The sequence below is a fragment of the Sciscionella marina DSM 45152 genome (genome assembly GCF_000379465.1).
In the GTDB taxonomy this organism is placed as follows: domain Bacteria; phylum Actinomycetota; class Actinomycetes; order Mycobacteriales; family Pseudonocardiaceae; genus Sciscionella; species Sciscionella marina.
On sequence record NZ_KB905425.1, the window covers coordinates 46,846 to 64,080 of the forward strand.

The 17,235-nt window shown below is 66.9% G+C and carries 19 protein-coding genes; 10 read left to right on the forward strand and 9 right to left on the reverse strand.

Annotated elements, in window-relative coordinates; translation table 11 throughout:
• Positions 1 to 80: 80 nt before the first annotated feature.
• Complete coding sequence (locus A37U_RS46680; RefSeq protein ID WP_205623085.1) at positions 81 to 1,004, forward strand: radical SAM/SPASM domain-containing protein; 924 nt, start codon at positions 81 to 83, stop codon at positions 1,002 to 1,004.
• Here A37U_RS46680 and A37U_RS0133260 read toward each other — a convergent pair.
• The 4 genes from A37U_RS0133260 to A37U_RS0133275 are packed head-to-tail and all read right to left on the reverse strand — an operon-like array spanning position 979 to position 3,891.
• Entirely contained in the window at positions 979 to 1,824 is an 846-nt protein-coding gene (locus tag A37U_RS0133260) for a hypothetical protein (protein ID WP_020500990.1), read from the reverse strand. The two genes, A37U_RS46680 and A37U_RS0133260, sit on opposite strands and share 26 nt — an antisense overlap.
• Positions 1,821 to 2,606, reverse strand: coding sequence for an AAA family ATPase (locus tag A37U_RS0133265; RefSeq protein ID WP_020500991.1), 786 nt, complete (start codon positions 2,604 to 2,606; stop codon positions 1,821 to 1,823). The genes A37U_RS0133260 and A37U_RS0133265 overlap by 4 nt, the downstream gene beginning before the upstream one ends.
• A 17-nt stretch (positions 2,607 to 2,623) precedes the next feature.
• Positions 2,624 to 3,019: a DUF397 domain-containing protein gene (locus A37U_RS0133270; RefSeq protein WP_020500992.1), complete on the reverse strand. Its 396-nt coding sequence runs from the start codon at positions 3,017 to 3,019 to the stop codon at positions 2,624 to 2,626.
• The gene (locus A37U_RS0133275) at positions 3,016 to 3,891 is read right to left on the reverse strand and encodes a helix-turn-helix domain-containing protein (protein WP_020500993.1); all 876 of its coding nucleotides are present in this window, start codon (positions 3,889 to 3,891) and stop codon (positions 3,016 to 3,018) included. Before A37U_RS0133275 ends, A37U_RS0133270 begins: the two co-directional genes overlap by 4 nt.
• Positions 3,892 to 4,933: 1,042 nt before the next feature.
• On the opposite strand from A37U_RS0133275, the gene A37U_RS52160 reads away from it, so the two are divergent.
• Both A37U_RS52160 and A37U_RS0133290 read left to right on the forward strand, forming a co-directional pair.
• Positions 4,934 to 5,416 carry a hypothetical protein gene (locus tag A37U_RS52160; protein ID WP_157183187.1) on the forward strand — a complete coding sequence of 161 codons (483 nt, stop codon included), beginning with the start codon at positions 4,934 to 4,936 and terminating at the stop codon, positions 5,414 to 5,416.
• 177 nt (positions 5,417 to 5,593) lie between these two features.
• Positions 5,594 to 5,800, forward strand: coding sequence for a hypothetical protein (locus A37U_RS0133290; RefSeq protein ID WP_020500995.1), 207 nt, complete (start codon positions 5,594 to 5,596; stop codon positions 5,798 to 5,800).
• Positions 5,801 to 6,261: 461 nt separating this feature from the next.
• On the opposite strand, the gene A37U_RS46690 is transcribed toward A37U_RS0133290, so the two are convergent.
• The 5 genes from A37U_RS46690 to A37U_RS0133315 all read right to left on the reverse strand — a co-directional run bounded on the left by A37U_RS46690 (position 6,262) and on the right by A37U_RS0133315 (position 11,110).
• A complete protein-coding gene (locus A37U_RS46690) occupies positions 6,262 to 6,858 on the reverse strand; it encodes an AAA family ATPase (protein WP_020500996.1) in 597 nt (198 codons plus the stop codon).
• Positions 6,859 to 6,866: 8 nt separating this feature from the next.
• Positions 6,867 to 7,598 (reverse strand): 5-formyltetrahydrofolate cyclo-ligase, encoded by a 732-nt coding sequence (locus A37U_RS0133300; protein ID WP_026197872.1) that lies wholly within the window; start codon positions 7,596 to 7,598, stop codon positions 6,867 to 6,869.
• 16 nt (positions 7,599 to 7,614) lie between these two features.
• The gene (locus tag A37U_RS0133305) at positions 7,615 to 8,793 is read right to left on the reverse strand and encodes a helix-turn-helix domain-containing protein (protein ID WP_026197873.1); all 1,179 of its coding nucleotides are present in this window, start codon (positions 8,791 to 8,793) and stop codon (positions 7,615 to 7,617) included.
• Between the two features lie 93 nt (positions 8,794 to 8,886).
• A complete protein-coding gene (locus A37U_RS0133310) occupies positions 8,887 to 9,774 on the reverse strand; it encodes a phosphotransferase family protein (protein ID WP_026197874.1) in 888 nt (295 codons plus the stop codon).
• 13 nt (positions 9,775 to 9,787) lie between these two features.
• On the reverse strand, positions 9,788 to 11,110 hold the full coding sequence (locus tag A37U_RS0133315) for a helix-turn-helix domain-containing protein (protein WP_083934164.1): 1,323 nt from the start codon (positions 11,108 to 11,110) through the stop codon (positions 9,788 to 9,790).
• A gap of 774 nt (positions 11,111 to 11,884) precedes the next feature.
• Here A37U_RS0133315 and queC point away from each other — a divergent pair.
• The 7 genes from queC (at position 11,885) to A37U_RS0133350 (ending at position 17,214) form a co-directional block, all read left to right on the forward strand.
• Positions 11,885 to 12,652 (forward strand): 7-cyano-7-deazaguanine synthase QueC, encoded by a 768-nt coding sequence (queC, locus tag A37U_RS0133320; protein WP_020501001.1) that lies wholly within the window; start codon positions 11,885 to 11,887, stop codon positions 12,650 to 12,652.
• Between the two features lie 410 nt (positions 12,653 to 13,062).
• Positions 13,063 to 13,632, forward strand: a complete 570-nt coding sequence (locus A37U_RS0133325) for a reverse transcriptase domain-containing protein (protein WP_240437763.1) — start codon at positions 13,063 to 13,065, stop codon at positions 13,630 to 13,632.
• A 4-nt stretch (positions 13,633 to 13,636) separates the two neighbouring features.
• Entirely contained in the window at positions 13,637 to 14,185 is a 549-nt protein-coding gene (locus tag A37U_RS0133330) for a formylglycine-generating enzyme family protein (RefSeq protein WP_020501003.1), read from the forward strand.
• The gene (locus tag A37U_RS46695; RefSeq protein ID WP_040589440.1) at positions 14,182 to 14,637 is read left to right on the forward strand and encodes a DUF6884 domain-containing protein; all 456 of its coding nucleotides are present in this window, start codon (positions 14,182 to 14,184) and stop codon (positions 14,635 to 14,637) included. Before A37U_RS0133330 ends, A37U_RS46695 begins: the two co-directional genes overlap by 4 nt.
• Positions 14,634 to 15,650: a glycosyltransferase family 2 protein gene (locus A37U_RS0133340; RefSeq protein ID WP_020501005.1), complete on the forward strand. Its 1,017-nt coding sequence runs from the start codon at positions 14,634 to 14,636 to the stop codon at positions 15,648 to 15,650. The genes A37U_RS46695 and A37U_RS0133340 overlap by 4 nt, the downstream gene beginning before the upstream one ends.
• Complete coding sequence (locus tag A37U_RS0133345) at positions 15,647 to 16,624, forward strand: radical SAM protein (RefSeq protein WP_020501006.1); 978 nt, start codon at positions 15,647 to 15,649, stop codon at positions 16,622 to 16,624. The genes A37U_RS0133340 and A37U_RS0133345 overlap by 4 nt, the downstream gene beginning before the upstream one ends.
• Positions 16,621 to 17,214, forward strand: a complete 594-nt coding sequence (locus tag A37U_RS0133350; RefSeq protein WP_020501007.1) for a phosphoribosyltransferase — start codon at positions 16,621 to 16,623, stop codon at positions 17,212 to 17,214. Before A37U_RS0133345 ends, A37U_RS0133350 begins: the two co-directional genes overlap by 4 nt.
• Positions 17,215 to 17,235 lie beyond the last annotated feature (21 nt).

The window sequence follows — 17,235 nt, forward strand, 5'->3', positions numbered from 1 at the left end:
CAACTTCTGGATTGAGTGATCGTGTCGGTGTCCCCAGTCACACTATCCGTCGTTGAGTATTCGGCGAGCTGGAGGCTGGTGTGTCGGGAACATCGTTTCTGTGGCTGGAGATAACGGGGAAATGCCAGCTTGAGTGCGTGCACTGCTACGCCGAGTCCGGCCCGGCGGGCTCGCACGGGGTGATGACGCGGGCGGACTGGCTGCGGGTGCTGGACGAGGCCGCCGAGTTGGACGTGGGGATGGTGCAGTTCATCGGCGGGGAGCCCACACTACATCCGGATCTTTCCGAGCTGGTCGAGTACGCGAGCAGCCGCGGCCTCGCGGTGGAGGTGTTTTCCAACCTGGTGCATGTGCCACCACGGTTTTGGGAGGTCTTCGCCCTGCCCGGGGTGCGGTTGGCGTGTTCGTACTACTCCGACGACCCCGGCCAGCACGCCGCGATCACCAAGCGGCCCAGCCTGGAGCGCACGAGGGCGAACATCGCCGAGGCGGTGCGCAGGGCGATCCCCCTGCGGGTGGGCGTGGTCGACCTCGCCGACGAGCAGCGCAGCCAGCAGGCCGTCGCCGAGCTGGAATCCCTCGGGGTGAGCGAGGTGGGCTCGGATCGGCTGCGGCAGGTCGGCCGCGGCCTCCGTGATGAGCAGGCGAGCACGGACCAGCTGTGCGGCAACTGTGCGTCCGGGGTGCTGGCCATCACACCCACCGGGGAGGTGTGGCCCTGCGTCTTCGCGCGGTGGCTGCCGGTGGGCAATGTGCGTACTGGCCCGTTGGGCGACATCCTCACCGGCCCAGAGTTAGCACGGGTGCGTGGGCAGCTGTCCGCGCACTTCGAGCCAGTTGAGATGCCGTGCGTGCCGAGGATGTGTGATCCCCAGTGCGGGCCAAACTGCGGTCCGGCGTGCAGTCCGCAGGGCACGCGCCATCCGTGTGGTCCGCGCGGCGGGTGCCGGCAGAACTACCAACACGCCGTGGCCCCGGTCAGCGCGGAGCATTCTCGTCGGTGAGCCCGGCGAGGTGGCGCCGCAATGGGGTCTCAAGGTCCGGATAGTCGCCGCTGATGGTGATCCGCCGCAACATCCGTGCACCAGCGGCAAGCTGGGCGGTGCGCCCGTCGGGGCTACCCAGGAGGTCGGCGAAGACCTCCCACACCCGCCGGGCCAACTCCGGGACGAGCAGGCTGTGGCAGTACAGGCTGGCCGCGTCCAACCCGGCCGGGCCGCGGCCCCACAGCTCCCAGTCGAGAAGCCCGAAGGGGCCAGCGTGGAGGTTGGCCCAGTGCACATCGCCGTGCACGGTCTCCCACCGTCGCACCGGCAGCTCGACGCCGAGGCTGGCCTGCGTGCGATTGGTAAGGCGGTCCTGGTCGAGGTGCACCCGCTCTGTCGGTGCAGTGCGCAGCGCCTGCAGGGTGCGGCGCAGCTCGACCCACCATTCCTCAGACAGAACCACGTCATCACGGACGACCTCGGAACCAGACACCGGAGTGCCCGGCAGCCGAGTGGCCAGCTCGGCGCGTTGCCGCCGTCCGTCGTCGTCCCACTCGTCGATGTCCAGCACGTACGGTTTCGCAAGGGCTGTGAAGGTGTTGGCGTCGGCGTTGCCGGTCCACCCTTCACCGGTGGCGTAGTCGGGGTATTCGGAGACCACCCGCAGCCATCGTTGCGTCCCGTCTGGCGTGGTGACCGGGGCGCCGATGGATCGCAGCCGCCATCCGAACACCGCCGGACCAGCCAGCAGCACCCCGAACCGACGCGCGGCGTTGGCAAGGTTGGCCCGTTGCCAGGCAGTGAAGACCTCATCGGAGTCTTCCATCGCCAACGTCACGGTTCGTCACCGTCCTCGTCGAGCAGATGGTGCAGGAACTTCTCCGGAGCAGCGAGGAAGTCGCGGGTGAGTCGCACGGGTAGAGCCTGGTCGTAGTCGACGGTCTCGGCGGTGCCGTCCTCGTCGATTTCGACGATCCGCGCGCCGGGCAACGCGAGCAGGATCGGCGAGTGGGTGGCCACGAGGATCTGGCTGCCCAGTGCGGCAAGTTCGGACAGGCGCGCCAACAGGGCGAGGCAACCGCGCACTGACAACGCGGCTTCGGGCTCATCCAGCAGGTACAGCCCGCCGGGACCGAACCGATGGGTGACCAGGTCGAGGAAACTTTCCCCGTGGGAACGCTCGTGCGGCGAGGTACCGCCATAGGCCGGCAGCAGCGGCGGCGAGCCGGGGTCTTGGTCGAGACGTTCGATCTCACTGGCGACGTTGTAGTAGGACTCCGCACGCAGGAAGAACCCGGTGCGGGGTTTGCGGCCCCACCGCAGCACCAGATGCTCGCCGAGGCTGGACTCGGACGCGCGAGTGGTGAACCGGAAGGATTGAGACCCACCCTCGGGGTTGAACCCGGCCGCGACCGCGGTCGCCTCCACCAGGGTGGACTTGCCGGTGCCGTTCTCGCCGACCAGGAACGTCACCGGCGCGGACAAGTCCAACCCCCCGGAATCCCGTAGCCACGTCACCACCGGGAGGGTGAACGGGTAGCGCCCGGTGTCGGCGCCGGTCTCCAAGCGAACGTGGCGTAGGAACAAACCGGAGCCTGCGCGCGCGCCGGTGCGGCTCATCGCAGGCTTCCCTTCTACTAGGCGGCCTGGCTGCTGCGTGCGAGCGATGTCGCGGTTCCCGGACGGTCGAACTCGCCGTCCGCGGCGCCAGCGACAAACGCTGCCCACTCAGACCTGGTGTAGGCGAGGGCGACGCTGCTGTCGAGGGCGTGAAGCTGGACGCCGCCGTCGGCACCGGCCTCGATCCGCATTACACGATTGCTGCCGGTATCGGCGTGCCCGAGTGCTTCGGCGAGCACAGCGGGCCAGTCCTCAGCGCCGATCGTGATCATTGGCCCGGCTCCGTCGTCCTTGGTGTCACGGATGTGGATGAAGTCACCGTCGAAGTTGACCTCAACGCATTCCTGTGACGGGTTGCTGAACGAGCTTTTGAACCAGCCTGTTGCCGGGCTGTGGGCGTGGGCGTTGCTCACGTCTGCGTCTCCATCTCTTTGCGGACCTCGTGAATGATCTCAAGCGAGGCGTCGAGGTCGAGCGCACGGTCGATGGCCTCATCGAGGCTGGCGCTCAACTCGCGGACGACATGGGGCTTGTCGATCAACGAGCCAGTGGTGACCGATTCCTGCCAGACCATGTCCGGCAGGAGCTGCGAGTGGAAGGACAGGATGGTCAAGCCGCCACCGATGACCGGGTGGGCGCCGGCGCTGTAGGGCATCACGTGGATCTTGATGTGCTCGCGGCGCTCCTCGCTGAGCTTTGCCAGGCGGGCGAGCTGGTGAATCATGGTCTCGCGGCTGCCGACTTCCTGCCGGAGGGCCGTCTGCCCGATGGCCACGGTGAGGTCGATCGGGTCGGGCTCGTCGAGCCGCGTCTGCCGGGCGAGTCGGGACTCGATCCGCGGGCCGACATCGACAGGTTTGATGTAGGGCGAGCCGCCACGGATCATCGCTCGCGCGTAGTCGGCGGTCTGTAGCAGGCCCGGGATGGTCTCGGCCGCGTACTGACGGAAGGCGCGGGCGCCAGCCTCCAATCCGATGAACCGCAGGAATTCCTCGGAGTAAAGCCGGGCGTAGTCGTCCCACCACTCCCGTTGCTCAGTCTGGCTGCGTAGGGTCGCCAACTCGCTGAGCTGGTCGTCGGACAGTTCGTAGACCCGGGCCAGCTCTTCCAGCTTGGTCGCGGTGAGCTTGCGCTTGGCGATCTCGATCGACGACAGATTGTTGCCGCCGATACCGGTCTGCTTGCCCACCGCGTTCAGCGTCAAGCCCAGCTGTTCGCGGCGCTCGCGTAGCCGTAGGCCCAGTTCGAGTGCTTGCACCGTGCTCGATACCGGCGCGTTTCCCATCAGCGGCGCTCCCCACCTGTCCTGAGTACGCAGTGCCCTGGTCTCAGTATCACAGCCTGGAACCAGCAAGTACACACGATTGGAGCATACCGTCATGAGTACTCTCATTTTAGCGTGATAGTACTCATGAGCTTGTGTTGACCAAGCCGAGTAACGGACTGAGTAGCTGACGTGCGGTAGAGGTGATCTCAATGGGCTCGTTCCCGCTGGTGCCTGAGAAGGCACCGCCCATTGGCCTGCCGCGGACGAGCCGGGGCAGCGAGCAGCGCCGGATGACCCGAGCACGCCGCGCCGGTGCCGCCGAACTTGACGGTCCGCTGGTCCAAACACGCTCGGCCGTGTCGCCCCATCGTGCTGACGGGCCGAGCCGCCGGCGGCGGGTGGCGCTGCGTCGAGTCGCCTTCCTGCACGCGACGACTCCGTGCGCTGCCCGCCGCCTTCTCCCGATGGCGCGGCTACCGCGCCCCGATCGTCCTGCCCGATCCGCTGCCTGCGCGGCGGTCCCCCGAACGGATCGGTCAGGGCTCGACCACGGTGGCTTCGCCGAGGCCCCGAACTCCGACGGGGCCGCCGTGGTCATAACTCCCGGTGGGCGGGCGTTGACCCCGACCTCCACCTGCCCACCGGGTTCGACAGTGGCAGGGGGCTCATGAGGCGGCGAAGGATCGCGAACACTGTGCTCGCGCTGCTGGAGCACGCCAGGTGGATGGCATCGGCCGACCGGATCGTGCGCTGTCGCGACGACGGAGGCCGCAGGGCACAGCTGCGGGTTGGGGTGTCCACGGACGGGGCCACGATCGCCACGTCCTCGTCGAGGCGGCTCACGCTCACCGCTCCCGAAGCGGCGCAACTCCGAGCAGCCCTGCGTGACGCACTGCTTACCCGTGCGCCGCTCGTGTCTTGGAGCCGTCCGCGCCCCGCCGCGCCGGCACGCCTCGCGCCGCAGCGTTATCCGCGTCGGACAACGTCGCACACCCACAGCGCGCGTGGAGTTCCCCTCGCCCGTCTCTTCCCGCCCCAGACGAAGAATCGGAGTATCGCCATGGCAAGCACGATGTACCGCGATGGCCCGACATCGACCCCGACCGCACCGGCCGCCGAACTTGACCTCGCCGCTGGCGTGGAGTTCTACCGCCGCTTGGGTTGGCCAAGCAGCCTCGACGCCCGTCGGCGTCGGCTCGTGCTGCATACCGGCGATGCGCTCGACGCGTTGATCCTTCCCGCACACTTGGCCAGCCCGGTCGCCACCGAGGTGAGCACGAGCCTGATGAACGGCCCCGTTAGCACCGACAGCGACCACCGGTGGTGGACTTTCCTGACGGCGCCGTGCCAGCGGGCCAATCTGGAGCTGCCCGCCGAGCTGCGAACGGCCAAGGTGCGTGCCGTCCCGCGCGGCGGTCATGTTGTCGTGCCGCACCCAGCAGATGCCGAGCGCTGGCGGCAGCGCCCGCAGCAGGACCGGACGCTGCCGCCCTGGAATGCGGTCGTGGCGATCGCCCGCAAGGTTCTCCAGGCGCGGCATTGACCAGCTGTACACCCATTTCCGGGTGCGGAATCGCCCTGCCTACCGAACACGGCAGTAGCACCACGTGCCCGGCCATCGTCGCCGAAAAGGTCCGTTGTGCGTATACCCCAGGACGAAGTCACCGCTGCAACGCCCTGCCCCGGCGTGCTTCGCGCGCGGACGAGGCACTTCCCACGGATGGCGTCCGGCAAGCCCGTCACGATGCCCTACCTCATTACCGGGCCGCTCGGTCGGCATCAGACCGTCATGCCGTCGCTGTGTGCCAGTGAGTACCTGCTCCCGCCGCGCTCCGACGAGATCGAGCCAGCCGAGCCGGTGTTGCGGAATGCCGGGGTCGGCTTGCGGCCCTGCACGAAGACCGCACTTCGCTTCGGCGGCGTGTAAGCACACTGGCCTGATCGACGTCACGCTCCGATGGATGCCGGACTGCTGTGGGACGTCACGAACTCCGCGACAGCACGGGAAACCCAGTCACGCGCACATCTACCTCTGACCACAGTGGACGTCATAGCGCGGAAACGATGGAGGCAACAACCGTGTCGTTCTTTGCCTTCGAGCGAGCACTCTTGGTCACTCCGACCGAAGAACTTCCGACAGTTCTCGACGCCTGCCCGGAGTGGCCGACAGTCGACATGGACGACCCCAACGTCAAGGCCGAAAGACAGCGCGCTGCCGACGTCGCAATCCAGCGACCACAATCGGGACGAGCGCCACAGCAAGGACCGGGTCAGTGGCAACCACCTATGACGGGGGACGAGCTAGCGCATGTTCTCGAACTAATGCGCAAGAAGTGGAATTTGTAAGGAGGTCTGCGTGCGACATCCCAAAAGACCCGCGTCAGGTAGCTACTGCGCTCCGGACGCACCATTGCGTTTCGTCCACGGCGTGCAACTCTCGCTAAACGCCTCGCGCAGGACACGGCGCACGGTGCCGTCCAGCGTGGATTCTTGAGGAATGACGCGCTCTTCGACGAACCCAAGCTGATCCGCTGCTCGATACCATCTCCGCATCTCGTCATAGCCAAACTCGGCGACCTGCGGCCGTGTTTCGTGGCGTCGTAAGGTCTCATCCCAGGAGACATCGAAGTAATAGAACATCGTGCTTCCGACATGGTCACGGCGTAGCTGGTCCAGCATGTCCCGGTACCGTGTCGCGTGCATGATGCCCTCGCAGACCACGTGCCACCCGCGGTCGAGTGCGAATCGCACAGCCGTGGAGATCAGCTCGATGTTCGCCCCGCCGGGAACATCGCGTTCCTTGAGCACGATCCGGCGAAAGTAGTCCTGTTCGATCAGCGCGACATTGCGACCAAGATGCGCACGCAACCGGTGTGCGGTCGATGACTTTCCCGAGCCGGAGGGACCGCGGAGCACAACGAGCCGTGAGTTCTCGGTTCCGGTTGGGCTCGTTGCCGACGACGCCGATCCGTGACCGTCGATCATGGTTTCCTTCAGCGGTGGTTCTGCAATGACTGCAGGACAGGCATTGCCGCGATCTGGTCTGCGCTCAAATCTTCCCAGTGGAGTCCGCTGGGGCGGCGCGGTGGCGCGCAGGCAATGACCTCGTCGGTCGTTACGATTACGTCGACGCTGAAGTCGTGGTTTGTCTCGGGGATGTCGTCCTCGATCACCTGGAGCGGATGCACGGTGGTGACGATCGTGGTCGTGGGACCGATCAGGCCGGCCTGCGCGAGAAGAGCGACTTCGATGTCTGAGTAGCCGGCGCCCTTGCCGATGCGCACGCCATTGCGGTTCACGGCGACACTGCCGCATACGATCAGGTCGACCGGTCGCAGCTCATCCAGGCCGACGTTGCGTGCGACCGATGGCGCGGTGCGGCTGGAGGCGGCGTCCTCGGCGGGAACGGTCAGTTCAGCGGGGTCGAGCAGGTAGAACGGCTGCGGTGGCGCGAGCTTGGGCGCGGCCATGTAGACCACCTTGCCCTCGCGCAAGGCGCGGGCACGGGCTGGGAGCTGGGCTTTGTCCGGCACGGCCTTGACGACGCTAGCGCCCTTCCAGGCCGACAGCGCGGCAAGTTGATCGGCCGCGGCCTCAGCGCCGATGAAGTTCGGGATGCGCCCACGCGCACTGGCTTCGCCCCCCACGGCACCCCGCTGGTCCAGCAGGTTCCACACCTGCCGACGGATGGAGTCCTTGCGCGCGTCCACCTCAGTCCTGGTCACTGTGTGCGGCTCCTCGTCACGCCGTGGTCATCAGGGAGAGCATCCGATCGTAGATGTCGTGGACGACAGGTTCGCCACGCCAACGGCGGAGCTTGCGCACGGCGTTGGAGACGATGTTCAACCCACCGCCGCCGCGGGTGGCCTCCAGGACATCGATGGCGTCGTGCAGGCGCGCCGCAGCCACGTCGAGATCATGCTGATGCAGGTGGGCGAGGCTGAGGTTGCCGAGCACAATCGCGCGCGACTTACTCTGTGCGACCATGGCGTGGGCCGCTGTGTCGAGGATGCGCTGGGCGCGACGGTGGTCGCCGAGAAACAGGTAGCAGGAGCCGGCCAGCCGGTCGAACTGGGTTTCCGAGAACAGATGGGCGGCGTTGTCGGTGGCCCGGACGTTGTTGAAGCTGCATTCGGCGGCAGCCAGGGCTGACTCGCACTGCCGCGCGTCGCCGACCATGGCGTGGGCCTCGGCCGAGTGCAGTTGCGCCAGCCCAGTCAGGACGTTGCTGGCCGAGCGCGTGACCTCGGCTGTGCGCTCCGTCAAGCGCAGTCCAGCAACGGGATCGCGCTCGCCGTAGAGGGCGAGGTAGCTCGTGCGCAGCAGCGCGTGCCCCTCGGCGACCGGGCTGTCGATCTCGCGGGCGGCGTTGGTGGCTTGGGTGAAGTACTGCCGCGCGGTGCGGTGGTCGCGCCGCTGGGAGGCGTCCCACACCAGCTGCCCCATCAGCGTTGCCGCGGTGGCTTCGAGCGCGAGGAGGTCCCGCTGCAGGGCACCGTCCCCGCCGTGGCGGGCTAGGAAGCCGATCTGACCGACGGCTTGGCCCGTATCGGCCAACAGGGAGGTGGAGGGCAGCCGGTCGTATCGCTCGTCCAGGCCCTGGACTTCCCGCCACAAGCTCTCCACGGTTGCCGGGTCCGTGCTGGTTGGGCGCTGAAGGACGTACCCGAGCCGTTCGTCATTGGTCCTCGGCTCATGCCGGCCAACTGCTGGCGCGAGGAGATCGATCAGTTCGGTCGGTGAGACACCGAGCACGCGGGCGAGCCGGGGCTGCTTGTGCGGAGGCGGGGTGATCTCTCCCGATTCCCACCGATAAACGTTCGATCGATCGGTGCCCATGCCTACTGCCGCAGCAAGCTGCTCTTGGGTCATCCCCATCGCACGGCGTCGTTGTGCAAGGCGCACCCGCTTGCCAGCCATACACGCGCCCCCCAATCGACCAAGTTTAGTTCCATGATCCCGACCTAGTTTTCGCAGGTCAAGAATCGGTCTGGCGACACGGCAACGCAGTACTCAGAACGCGGTCCACGTCCATGGCCGGGGGATCTCGCCCCGGAGACATGCGATGCGGTGGCGGGTTTCGTTGGCCGCGCGGGAGCTGCTGGCGGCCTTGCCGAGGACGAAGACCACCCAGCGTAGCTCTTGGATGTCGGCGAGGTCGCGGAAGGCGCTGGTGGTCGTGACATCGTGGCCGCCATAAGCGGCGACGAAGTCGTGGTAGTCGCTGCTGGTCAGGCGGGCGAAGTCGGCATAGTCCACCGCGACGGGGATCAGGTCCCAGTCAGGGTGACCACGGGAAACGTGTTCGAGGTCCAGCAAGACCGGGGCGCCGGTCTCGGGAACCGCGACATTGCCTTGCCAGGCATCGCCGTGAACGACGCCGGGAGCTTGGTCGAGCCGCAGGTTGTCCAGCTGTTCCCGCAGATGCTCGACGCGTCGGGCCAGCCAGTTTCGATCATCCTCGGGCACGTACCGAGCTGCGGCAATGCGCTCGTCCAGGCCGGCGAAGGGGTCGAAATGAGGCAGCTCCGGGTGGGTTGGAGGGCTAAGAGCGTGCAACGAGCGCAGGACCGCGCCGAGTTCTTCCGTCGTGGCCGGGCGATGCTCCGGTAGCTGTTCCCACCAGGTCACCGGGCGCGTACCCACCATGGTCGGCTGAGGGACGTCGTCGAGCGCCCTGACGACAGCCAGGCCGGCGCCGCTAAGCCAGCGAGCGACCTCGACCTGCCGCATGGCGTTGTTGTGGGTGTGCTCAGGCCCAATCCTGGCAACGATGCCGTCGGGCAGCCGGTACATCACGTTGGAGCCATCGCGGATCATCGCCGCGTTCGTGGCATCAACACCCGCCAATTGGGCCGCGGTGGCGAGTACGTCGTCTGCCGTCTCCAGAGGTGCCGTCACACTGCTGATGGTGTCAGGTCGCTGCCCGCCCCAAAGTGGCGATGTCGTGCCGCAGCTCGGCGACGTCGCCGAGCTGCACGTGAGGGGTGGCAGTCCGGGCAAGGCCGTGGAGTTCGGTCATCAGCCGTTTCGACCGTAGTGTGGCGGTGTCGATCACGGCCTGGCGGCCAATCGGCACGGCTTCCCGCGGGTACCCAGTCGCCATCATCAATGAGGCCAGCCGGACCCGGGAGAACGTCCGTGAGCGGGGATACTCGGCCGCTTGCAGACGGATCGCTGCGTCCAGCCGACCGGCCGCCAGCTCAGGGTTGCTGCGGGCCTGTGCGAGGGGGATCAACGCCTTCCCGGTGCTTCCTTGGTGCTCGGCAGCGTCGTAGTAGCACAGCCACGGCGGGTCCGCTTCGGGCTCATGGTCGGCGAAGTGGGCGTCCGCGCGGTCGACGTCCGCTTGGGCTTCGACGTACCGGCCAGTCAGTGCCAGCAGCCGGGCTCGGATCGTGGTCAGCATTGCCCGAGCCGTCGCGGTGATCCGATCGGAACGGACCTGGGCGAACTCGATCAGCTCCAAGGCGTCGTCGAGATCGCCCAGGTAGGCGGCCTTGCGTGCCATCTCCGCCAGCGTGTTCGCCCGCAGCGCCCACGAGCCGGCATAGTCGGCACACCAGAGCGCGAACTCGAAGCACCGGTCGGCAGCGGCGTAGTTGGCGATGTCGAACGCGGAAAAGGCAACGACGCTGGCGAGGTTGCCGACTGCTTCAGCGACGCAGCGGTGCACTTCGTTGGGGGCCTGAACCTCCAGCAGCTGTCCGGCCCAGCGCAGTTGCGCTGCCGCCGCCTCGCACGAGAGTCCACCGCCGAACAGGTTTTCCGACATCGCCACGGCACGAGTGGTCGCGCGGACGTGCTCCACCTCGGTCCAACCGAGCCGCGAAGGTAACGGGGTCTCGACGACGGTGCCGGCCAAGAAGTCACGCGGGCTTCCTCCGATGTCGATACGGCCCTGATAGTCGTGGGCGCGCCTGGGAACCGTCGCCTCGGTCAACGGCTGCCGAAAGCGGGGATTTCCGCTTGTTACTGACGTCAGGGCCAGACGGCCCCGCGTTGTCGCTGGCGCGCCGCTGGGGTCGGAGTCGATCACGAGGAGGTTTGTCAACTCCGCCGGGGTCACGCTGAGCGCGCGTGCCAGCTTGGGCTGCATGTTCGGCCTCGGTGCGACTTCCCCGGACTCCCACCGATATACCGTCGAGCGTTCGACACCGAGCTGGACGGCGAGCTGTTCCTGGGTCATGCCCATGGCATGGCGTTGGCGCGCGAGCCGATCGCGCTTACCTGGCATGTCTTCACCCCTCGCAGTCGACCGAATCTCTCTGATCTCGACAGCATCTTTGCAGGTCACGATGTTGCGTGCATCAACTGTGCAGCATCGGTGCAGCAATTCTGCTCTGGTTCATCGTGCACCCCGCCTGTTGACTTCCAGGTGAGCGCCCCACCGAAGCGGATAACGACCGCCCGGTGATCACGCGGTGCTCTGACCTGTGAATAAGGGGCTCGCTGCTTACGAGGAGACATCGTGACGCTCCCTCAGCGATTCGTGGGCGAAAGCGCACCACGATCCCGTTGCGTAAACCGGCGGCTCGCACCGCGAGCCATCTCGCATCGTCCGACCGGCGCCATATCGCCGCCCTCCGCGAATAGCGCGAGCGGGAGGAGCCGGTGCTGATGAGACGATCGTTGGCGACCCGCTGTCGCTCGCTCTTGCGTCGCGAGAACGCAGATGTGCGTGACCGCGTCCCATATCGGGATGAGCGTGGACGACGCGCTTGCATCGCAGTCCGCGAGCTGCCGAGCGGGGATGTGCGGATCGAATTCCCCCCGCACGGCCCCATTTCCGTGCAACCGCTCGATGTTGAGCGTCTGCGTCGAGCGCTCCGGTCAGCCGTCGCACCGTCCGAAGCGGCAACGCGCACCCGGCGAGGTCGCTTCACCTCATAGCTCTCCCGAACCGCCGCTGCCTCGGCTTCGCAGCCGCAGCGCACACAGGCCGCGGTGGAGGTGAAGCGCACCCCGACCTTCACCTCCACCGCGTACCAACGACCAAGGAATCCGGAGAATGAGCACCAGAATTGACACTGCTTCCTCGCACTCACACCACATCGAGACGGTGACTGCTCCGGGCAAGCCCGGCATTCACCGTCATCCTCGCCATGCGGTCGTGATCGCTTCCGGCGGCCTTGACTCGACCGTGCTTGCCTACTGGCTCCACGCCCGCGGAACTCAGCTGACCCTGCTGTCCTTCGACTACGGCCAGCGCCATCGAGTCGAACTGCGCTACGCGGCGGCAACTGCGTCGGCCCTGGCGATGCCGCATGAGGTGGTCGACCTTTCCGCGTTGGGGCGCGTGCTCCACGGATCGGCGTTGACCGACTCCGGCGTAGGGGTTCCGGACGGCCACTACACCGACGAGACGATGCGGGCCACCGTGGTTCCCAACCGCAACGCCATCATGCTCGACATCGCGGTGGCTCTGGCGGTCGTCACGCAGGCCGACGCAGTCGCATTCGGTGCTCACGCCGGCGACCACCCGATCTACCCGGACTGCCGGGAGAGGTTTACGACGAGCTTCGCCCAGACGGCGCACGTGGCGAACGAAGGATTTCTCCCCAGCGACTTCCAGCTGGTGGTGCCATTTCTGGCCAGCTCCAAGACCGACATCGTGCGGCTGGGCGCCGCTCTTGGCGTTCCGTTCGAGCAGACGTGGTCCTGCTACCGCGGCGATGCGCGGCACTGCGGCACGTGCGGCACGTGCACGGAGCGCCGAGAAGCGTTCCATGACGCAGGCGTGACCGACCCGACGACCTACGCCGTGGAGCGCACGTGATGACGGCCGATACCCAGCCGAACGGCACAGGAAAACCTGAGTGGGGCCGTCTTTCCCGTCCCGACGCGCGTGTGCTGGGGTGCGCGTCCTTCTTGCGGGGTGCTGGGATCGTTCCTGCCACTCAGGCAATGTCGACTCTAGCGCATGTGGAGCCCGCAGCACCAGCGGGAAAGTCTGCCATTCCACAGTCGCACTCGTTGATGCCGTTGCTGCACGAGAAGCATCTCCGCCGAGCGCTACGCCAATGCGGGCGGCGGTCTTCCAGCCCTGGAGCTGATCGGATGACCTGGGCGGATCTACGCCAGCATGCCGGAGTAGTGCTTCCGAATCTCGCCGCACAGCTCGCTGCCAGCACGTGGCGCCCCGGCCCGCTTCGCCAGCTGACGATTCCCACCTATACCGGGAAGTCTATGCCGACCGCGATCCCCACCGTGGTGGATCGTCTCGTGCACCGAGCGGTGCGGAATGCGGTGGAGCCGATCCTGGAGGCACGAGCGTTCACCGACTGGGCCTCCGGCTACCGACCCCGGCGGAACCGCAACACCGCGCTTCGCCACGCGGATGGCCACTTGTCCGCCGGATACCGATGCGTCGCCGATGTCGACGCCGCCAGGGTCTCCGAGGGCGTCGGTGTCGACGAAGCGGTGGACTGGTTCGCCGAGTATGTCCATGACGGAACATTCCTCCGTCTGCTCCGCACCCTGCTCGCAGGATTGCCCAGTCCCGTGGTGCCGGGGTCAGGACTCGCACCACTCCTGATCAACCTTCGTCTGTCGCAAGTAGACAGGTTGCTGTCAGGTGCTCGTGTCGTGCGGTTCGCCGACAACTACTGCGCTTTCACCGAGACGACAGCGGACGCCGAGGAAGCGTTCTGGTGCATCAGCGACGCCATGGCCGCTGTGCGCCTGGAACCGAACGCGGCCAAGAGCCGTGTACGACGCAAGACCAATGCCGAAGACCTCTTCCTGATCGATGGATAGCGCAATGAGCGTCGATTGGATCGAGGTCCCGGGCGGCACCTGCATGTTCGGGGATCAAGCTCGTCCCATCACGGTGCCCACACTGCTGTGGACACGCACGCCGATCACCCAAGCACAGCTGGGCTACGACCCACGTGAGCACCATCCGGCCACCAATGTTGATCAGCCCACGGCTGACCGCATTGCTTGCCAGTTCGGGGGAAGGCTGCCCCGCTCGGTGGAGTGGGAATGGATGGCGTCTGGACCCGAACGACGGGTGTGGCCATGGGGAAACGCGCACTGGAGTCCCGAATTGGCCAATCTCCGGGACTCAGGCTATGAGGCCAGGACTGACGTGACGGCCCACCCGGACGGTGCCACGCCGGACGGGATGCTCGACGTGGCAGGGAATGTCTGGGAGTGGACCGCCAGCTCCACCATGGGCGATAGCTTCGTGATCCGCGGCGGCTCCTATGCCTCGCCGCCCTTGTACGCCCGATGCACGTTTCTCAACTCGGCACCTGCCGAACTCCATTCTCCCGGCATCGGGTTCAGGGTGGTGCGTGAGCCATGACTCCACCTGTTTCCGCCGAGCACGGCTTGATCGTCGCTGGCTGCTCTCGTCGGAAGAAGCCGGCCCCGGCACCGATCCCGGCCTTGGATCTCTACGAGGGCGGGTGCATACCCGGACTTCGGGATCGGCTGGGAGACAACGTTCAGTTGCGCCAGCGGATTCGGATCGTCTCGGCGCTCTACGGCTTGCTCCACGCGGACTCACCGATCATGCCCTACGACCGCCGCCTGACCGATGTCGCCGACGCCGATGTCTTGCGCCAGCGCGTAGCTCCGCATCTCGACGGTGAGTTGGCTGCCGTGACGCACGTATTGGCAGTCGTCGAGCCCCTGTACCTACTCGCCCTGGAGCCGGTGGTGCAGCGCCTCGACTCGATCCGCCTGTATTGGATCGCTGCCCCACGGGATTGGCAGCGCGCCGCAACGGTCCTCGACACCTGGGGGTGGACATGACTACGTCGCTCACGGGCACCTTGGCACTGCGCGAAAACGACCACACGACCTACACCCTGGAGTTCGAGCGAAGCGCTGGAGTCGCATGGCACCAGCCGGTTCCCGCCGGCTGGGTCGGCGGTCGGCGCCTGTCGGTGGTTCTTCCCGCACACAACGTCGCTTACTGCCTGCCGAAGGTGCTCGACGCGCTGCGGGCGCAGGCGTACGGGCGCGGCTTCGAGGTGATCGTCATCGACGACGCCTCGACCGATGCCACCGCGGAGATCATCGCTACGCATCCGGCCGTCACAGCAGGACTGCGGCTTCGCACACGCTGTGGCGCGGCCACCGCGCGCAACCTCGGCACCTACATCGCGCAAGGCGAGACCGTGCTCTACGCCGACGCCGACATGCTCCTGCCGCCCTCAACCGTGGCGGACCTGGCGGCGCGGGCCACCGACCACGCCGTGCTCACCGGATTCCGGCACAACCTGCCGCCGGACACTTCCTGGCCCGACAACGGCCCCGAACTGACCGCCGACCATCGCGTCACCTGGCGACCACCAGTGAATACTCCCTTGCTCTACAGCGGCATCACCCTGCGAGAACCCGTCGTTGGCCGGCCACTGGAGCACACCCGCGACTTTCGCGATCTGGGGCACGGGCGGATGTACTACGACTGGGACTTGCCGCGCATGGTCGTCACCGCACTGCTCGCCGTGCCCCGCGCCGTAGTCCTCGACGTCGGTGGATTCGACGCCGAGTTCGGGCGCATCGGCTGGGGTATGGAGGACACCTATCTCGGCGCCTGCCTTATCGCCGCTGGGCTCCTGGTTATTCCACTGCGCCAAGCAGTCGGACTTCATCTCGATCCGCCCGACGCAGCCCAGCAATGGCAGCGCAAGCTCAGCACCTGGCCAGCCACCCTGGCGCGCTACCGAGCCCTGCTCAGCGAACCCGCCCGTTCCGGGCGGCGCGCTGCGCTCACTACCGCGATGAACTCCCTGTTGCACTCCTGCGAGGTCTTGCGATGACAACCTTTCATTCCAGCGCGACCACCACCACAAACCGCGTCTTTGCCACCGGTGCGTGTGATAACACCCGCTTCGTCCATGACCCCCTGAGCGGGCTGACGCATCGCACCGAGGACTTGATCGCCCTCGGGCGAGCCCGCTTACCCAGCAGTTCGGTGGCTAGCTGGCCCACCATCCACCCCGGCGAGCTGGACCGCGAGGTTCCGGTCAGTGTCTGCTGGTCCCCACTGGTGCGCTGCAACCTCGCCTGCCCTCATTGTCTGGACGACAAGGCGGTGCCCGAACTCGCCCGAAAGGAACGTCAGCGGATCGCCGCCCTGCTTGGTGAGTCCGGTGTTCTGGCCGTGGACCTCTCCGGAGGCGAGCCCTTGCTGCTGCGCGATCTCGGCGACCTCATGGCCACGCTCACCAGCGCCGGATGCGTGGTCAGCGTGACCACCAACGGCTGGCATCTGCAGCGGCGTGCCGAAGCACTGGCCGAACAGGTCGACGCCGTGCGGGTCAGCCTCGACGGTCCCGACGCCGAATCCCATGACCGCTGGCGCGGGCCAGGGAGTTTCCGCCGAGCCGTGGCTGGCGTCCGAGCCGCCGTCGCCCACGCTATCCCCACGCAACTGCAAACCGTCCTGATGGACTCCACCCGCGGCAACGCGCAGCGCATGGTCGACGTCGCTGCACAGCTCGGTGTCGACAGCGTGACCTTCCTGCAGATGCTCCCGATCGGCGAGGGTGCTGCGCTGGCCGGAGCCGAACAACTCACCGACGAGCAAGCCCACACCACCGTCGCCGACCTCGACGTCCCCGAGGCCGTCACCGTCCGACTGCGCACTCGCGACGACGCAGGAGGTTTCACGGTCATTCGAGCCGACGGGCGCGTGTGGCGCAACGACTCTACCGCCGACGGCATCACCACCCTGCATACCTTGAACAGCCCCTCCGACCTAGCACTGACCGGCAGGGATGGTTCCGCATGAGCATCAGCATCGCCTCGTCCGTGCCAGACCGCGTCTTCGAGCATCACCGCCTGTGGCAACTGCACAGCTCCCCGATGCTGCAGGCGTGCGGTCTGCTGGCTGCCGCAGCTCGCCAGCTCACGTCCAGCACACATCTGGACGAGATCGGCGCCGTCATCGGGATCGCGCACGGTGGGTCCACTCCGGCCCAGCACATCGCCGGGCTACTGGGGTTGCCAGCTCACAGCATCCAGGCCAGCCACAACGCTACTGACGCGCCGTACAGCCCGGCGACCGGCGCCGTGACCTGTGACCTCAGCTCCTGGCAGCCCAGCGCGCCCACCCAGCTCACGGGAACTGTGCTGGTGGTCGATGACATCTGCGGAACCGGCGCCACCTTCACCGCGGTCCTCGATGCGATCCGGCCCTGGGCCGAGCCCGACGCCCATTTCCTCACCTGCGCGTTGTGCCGCAACCGCGGCGCGCCCATGCCCCCTGACCTCTACTGCTGGGACGTCGGCGACTGGGTTGTCTTCCCCTGGGAGAACGTTCCCGCAGGTCACCCGACCACGCCGCTCCCCTCCCCGAAGCAGGTGATCATGCGTGACTGAAGCACCCGAACAGCCTCCGCT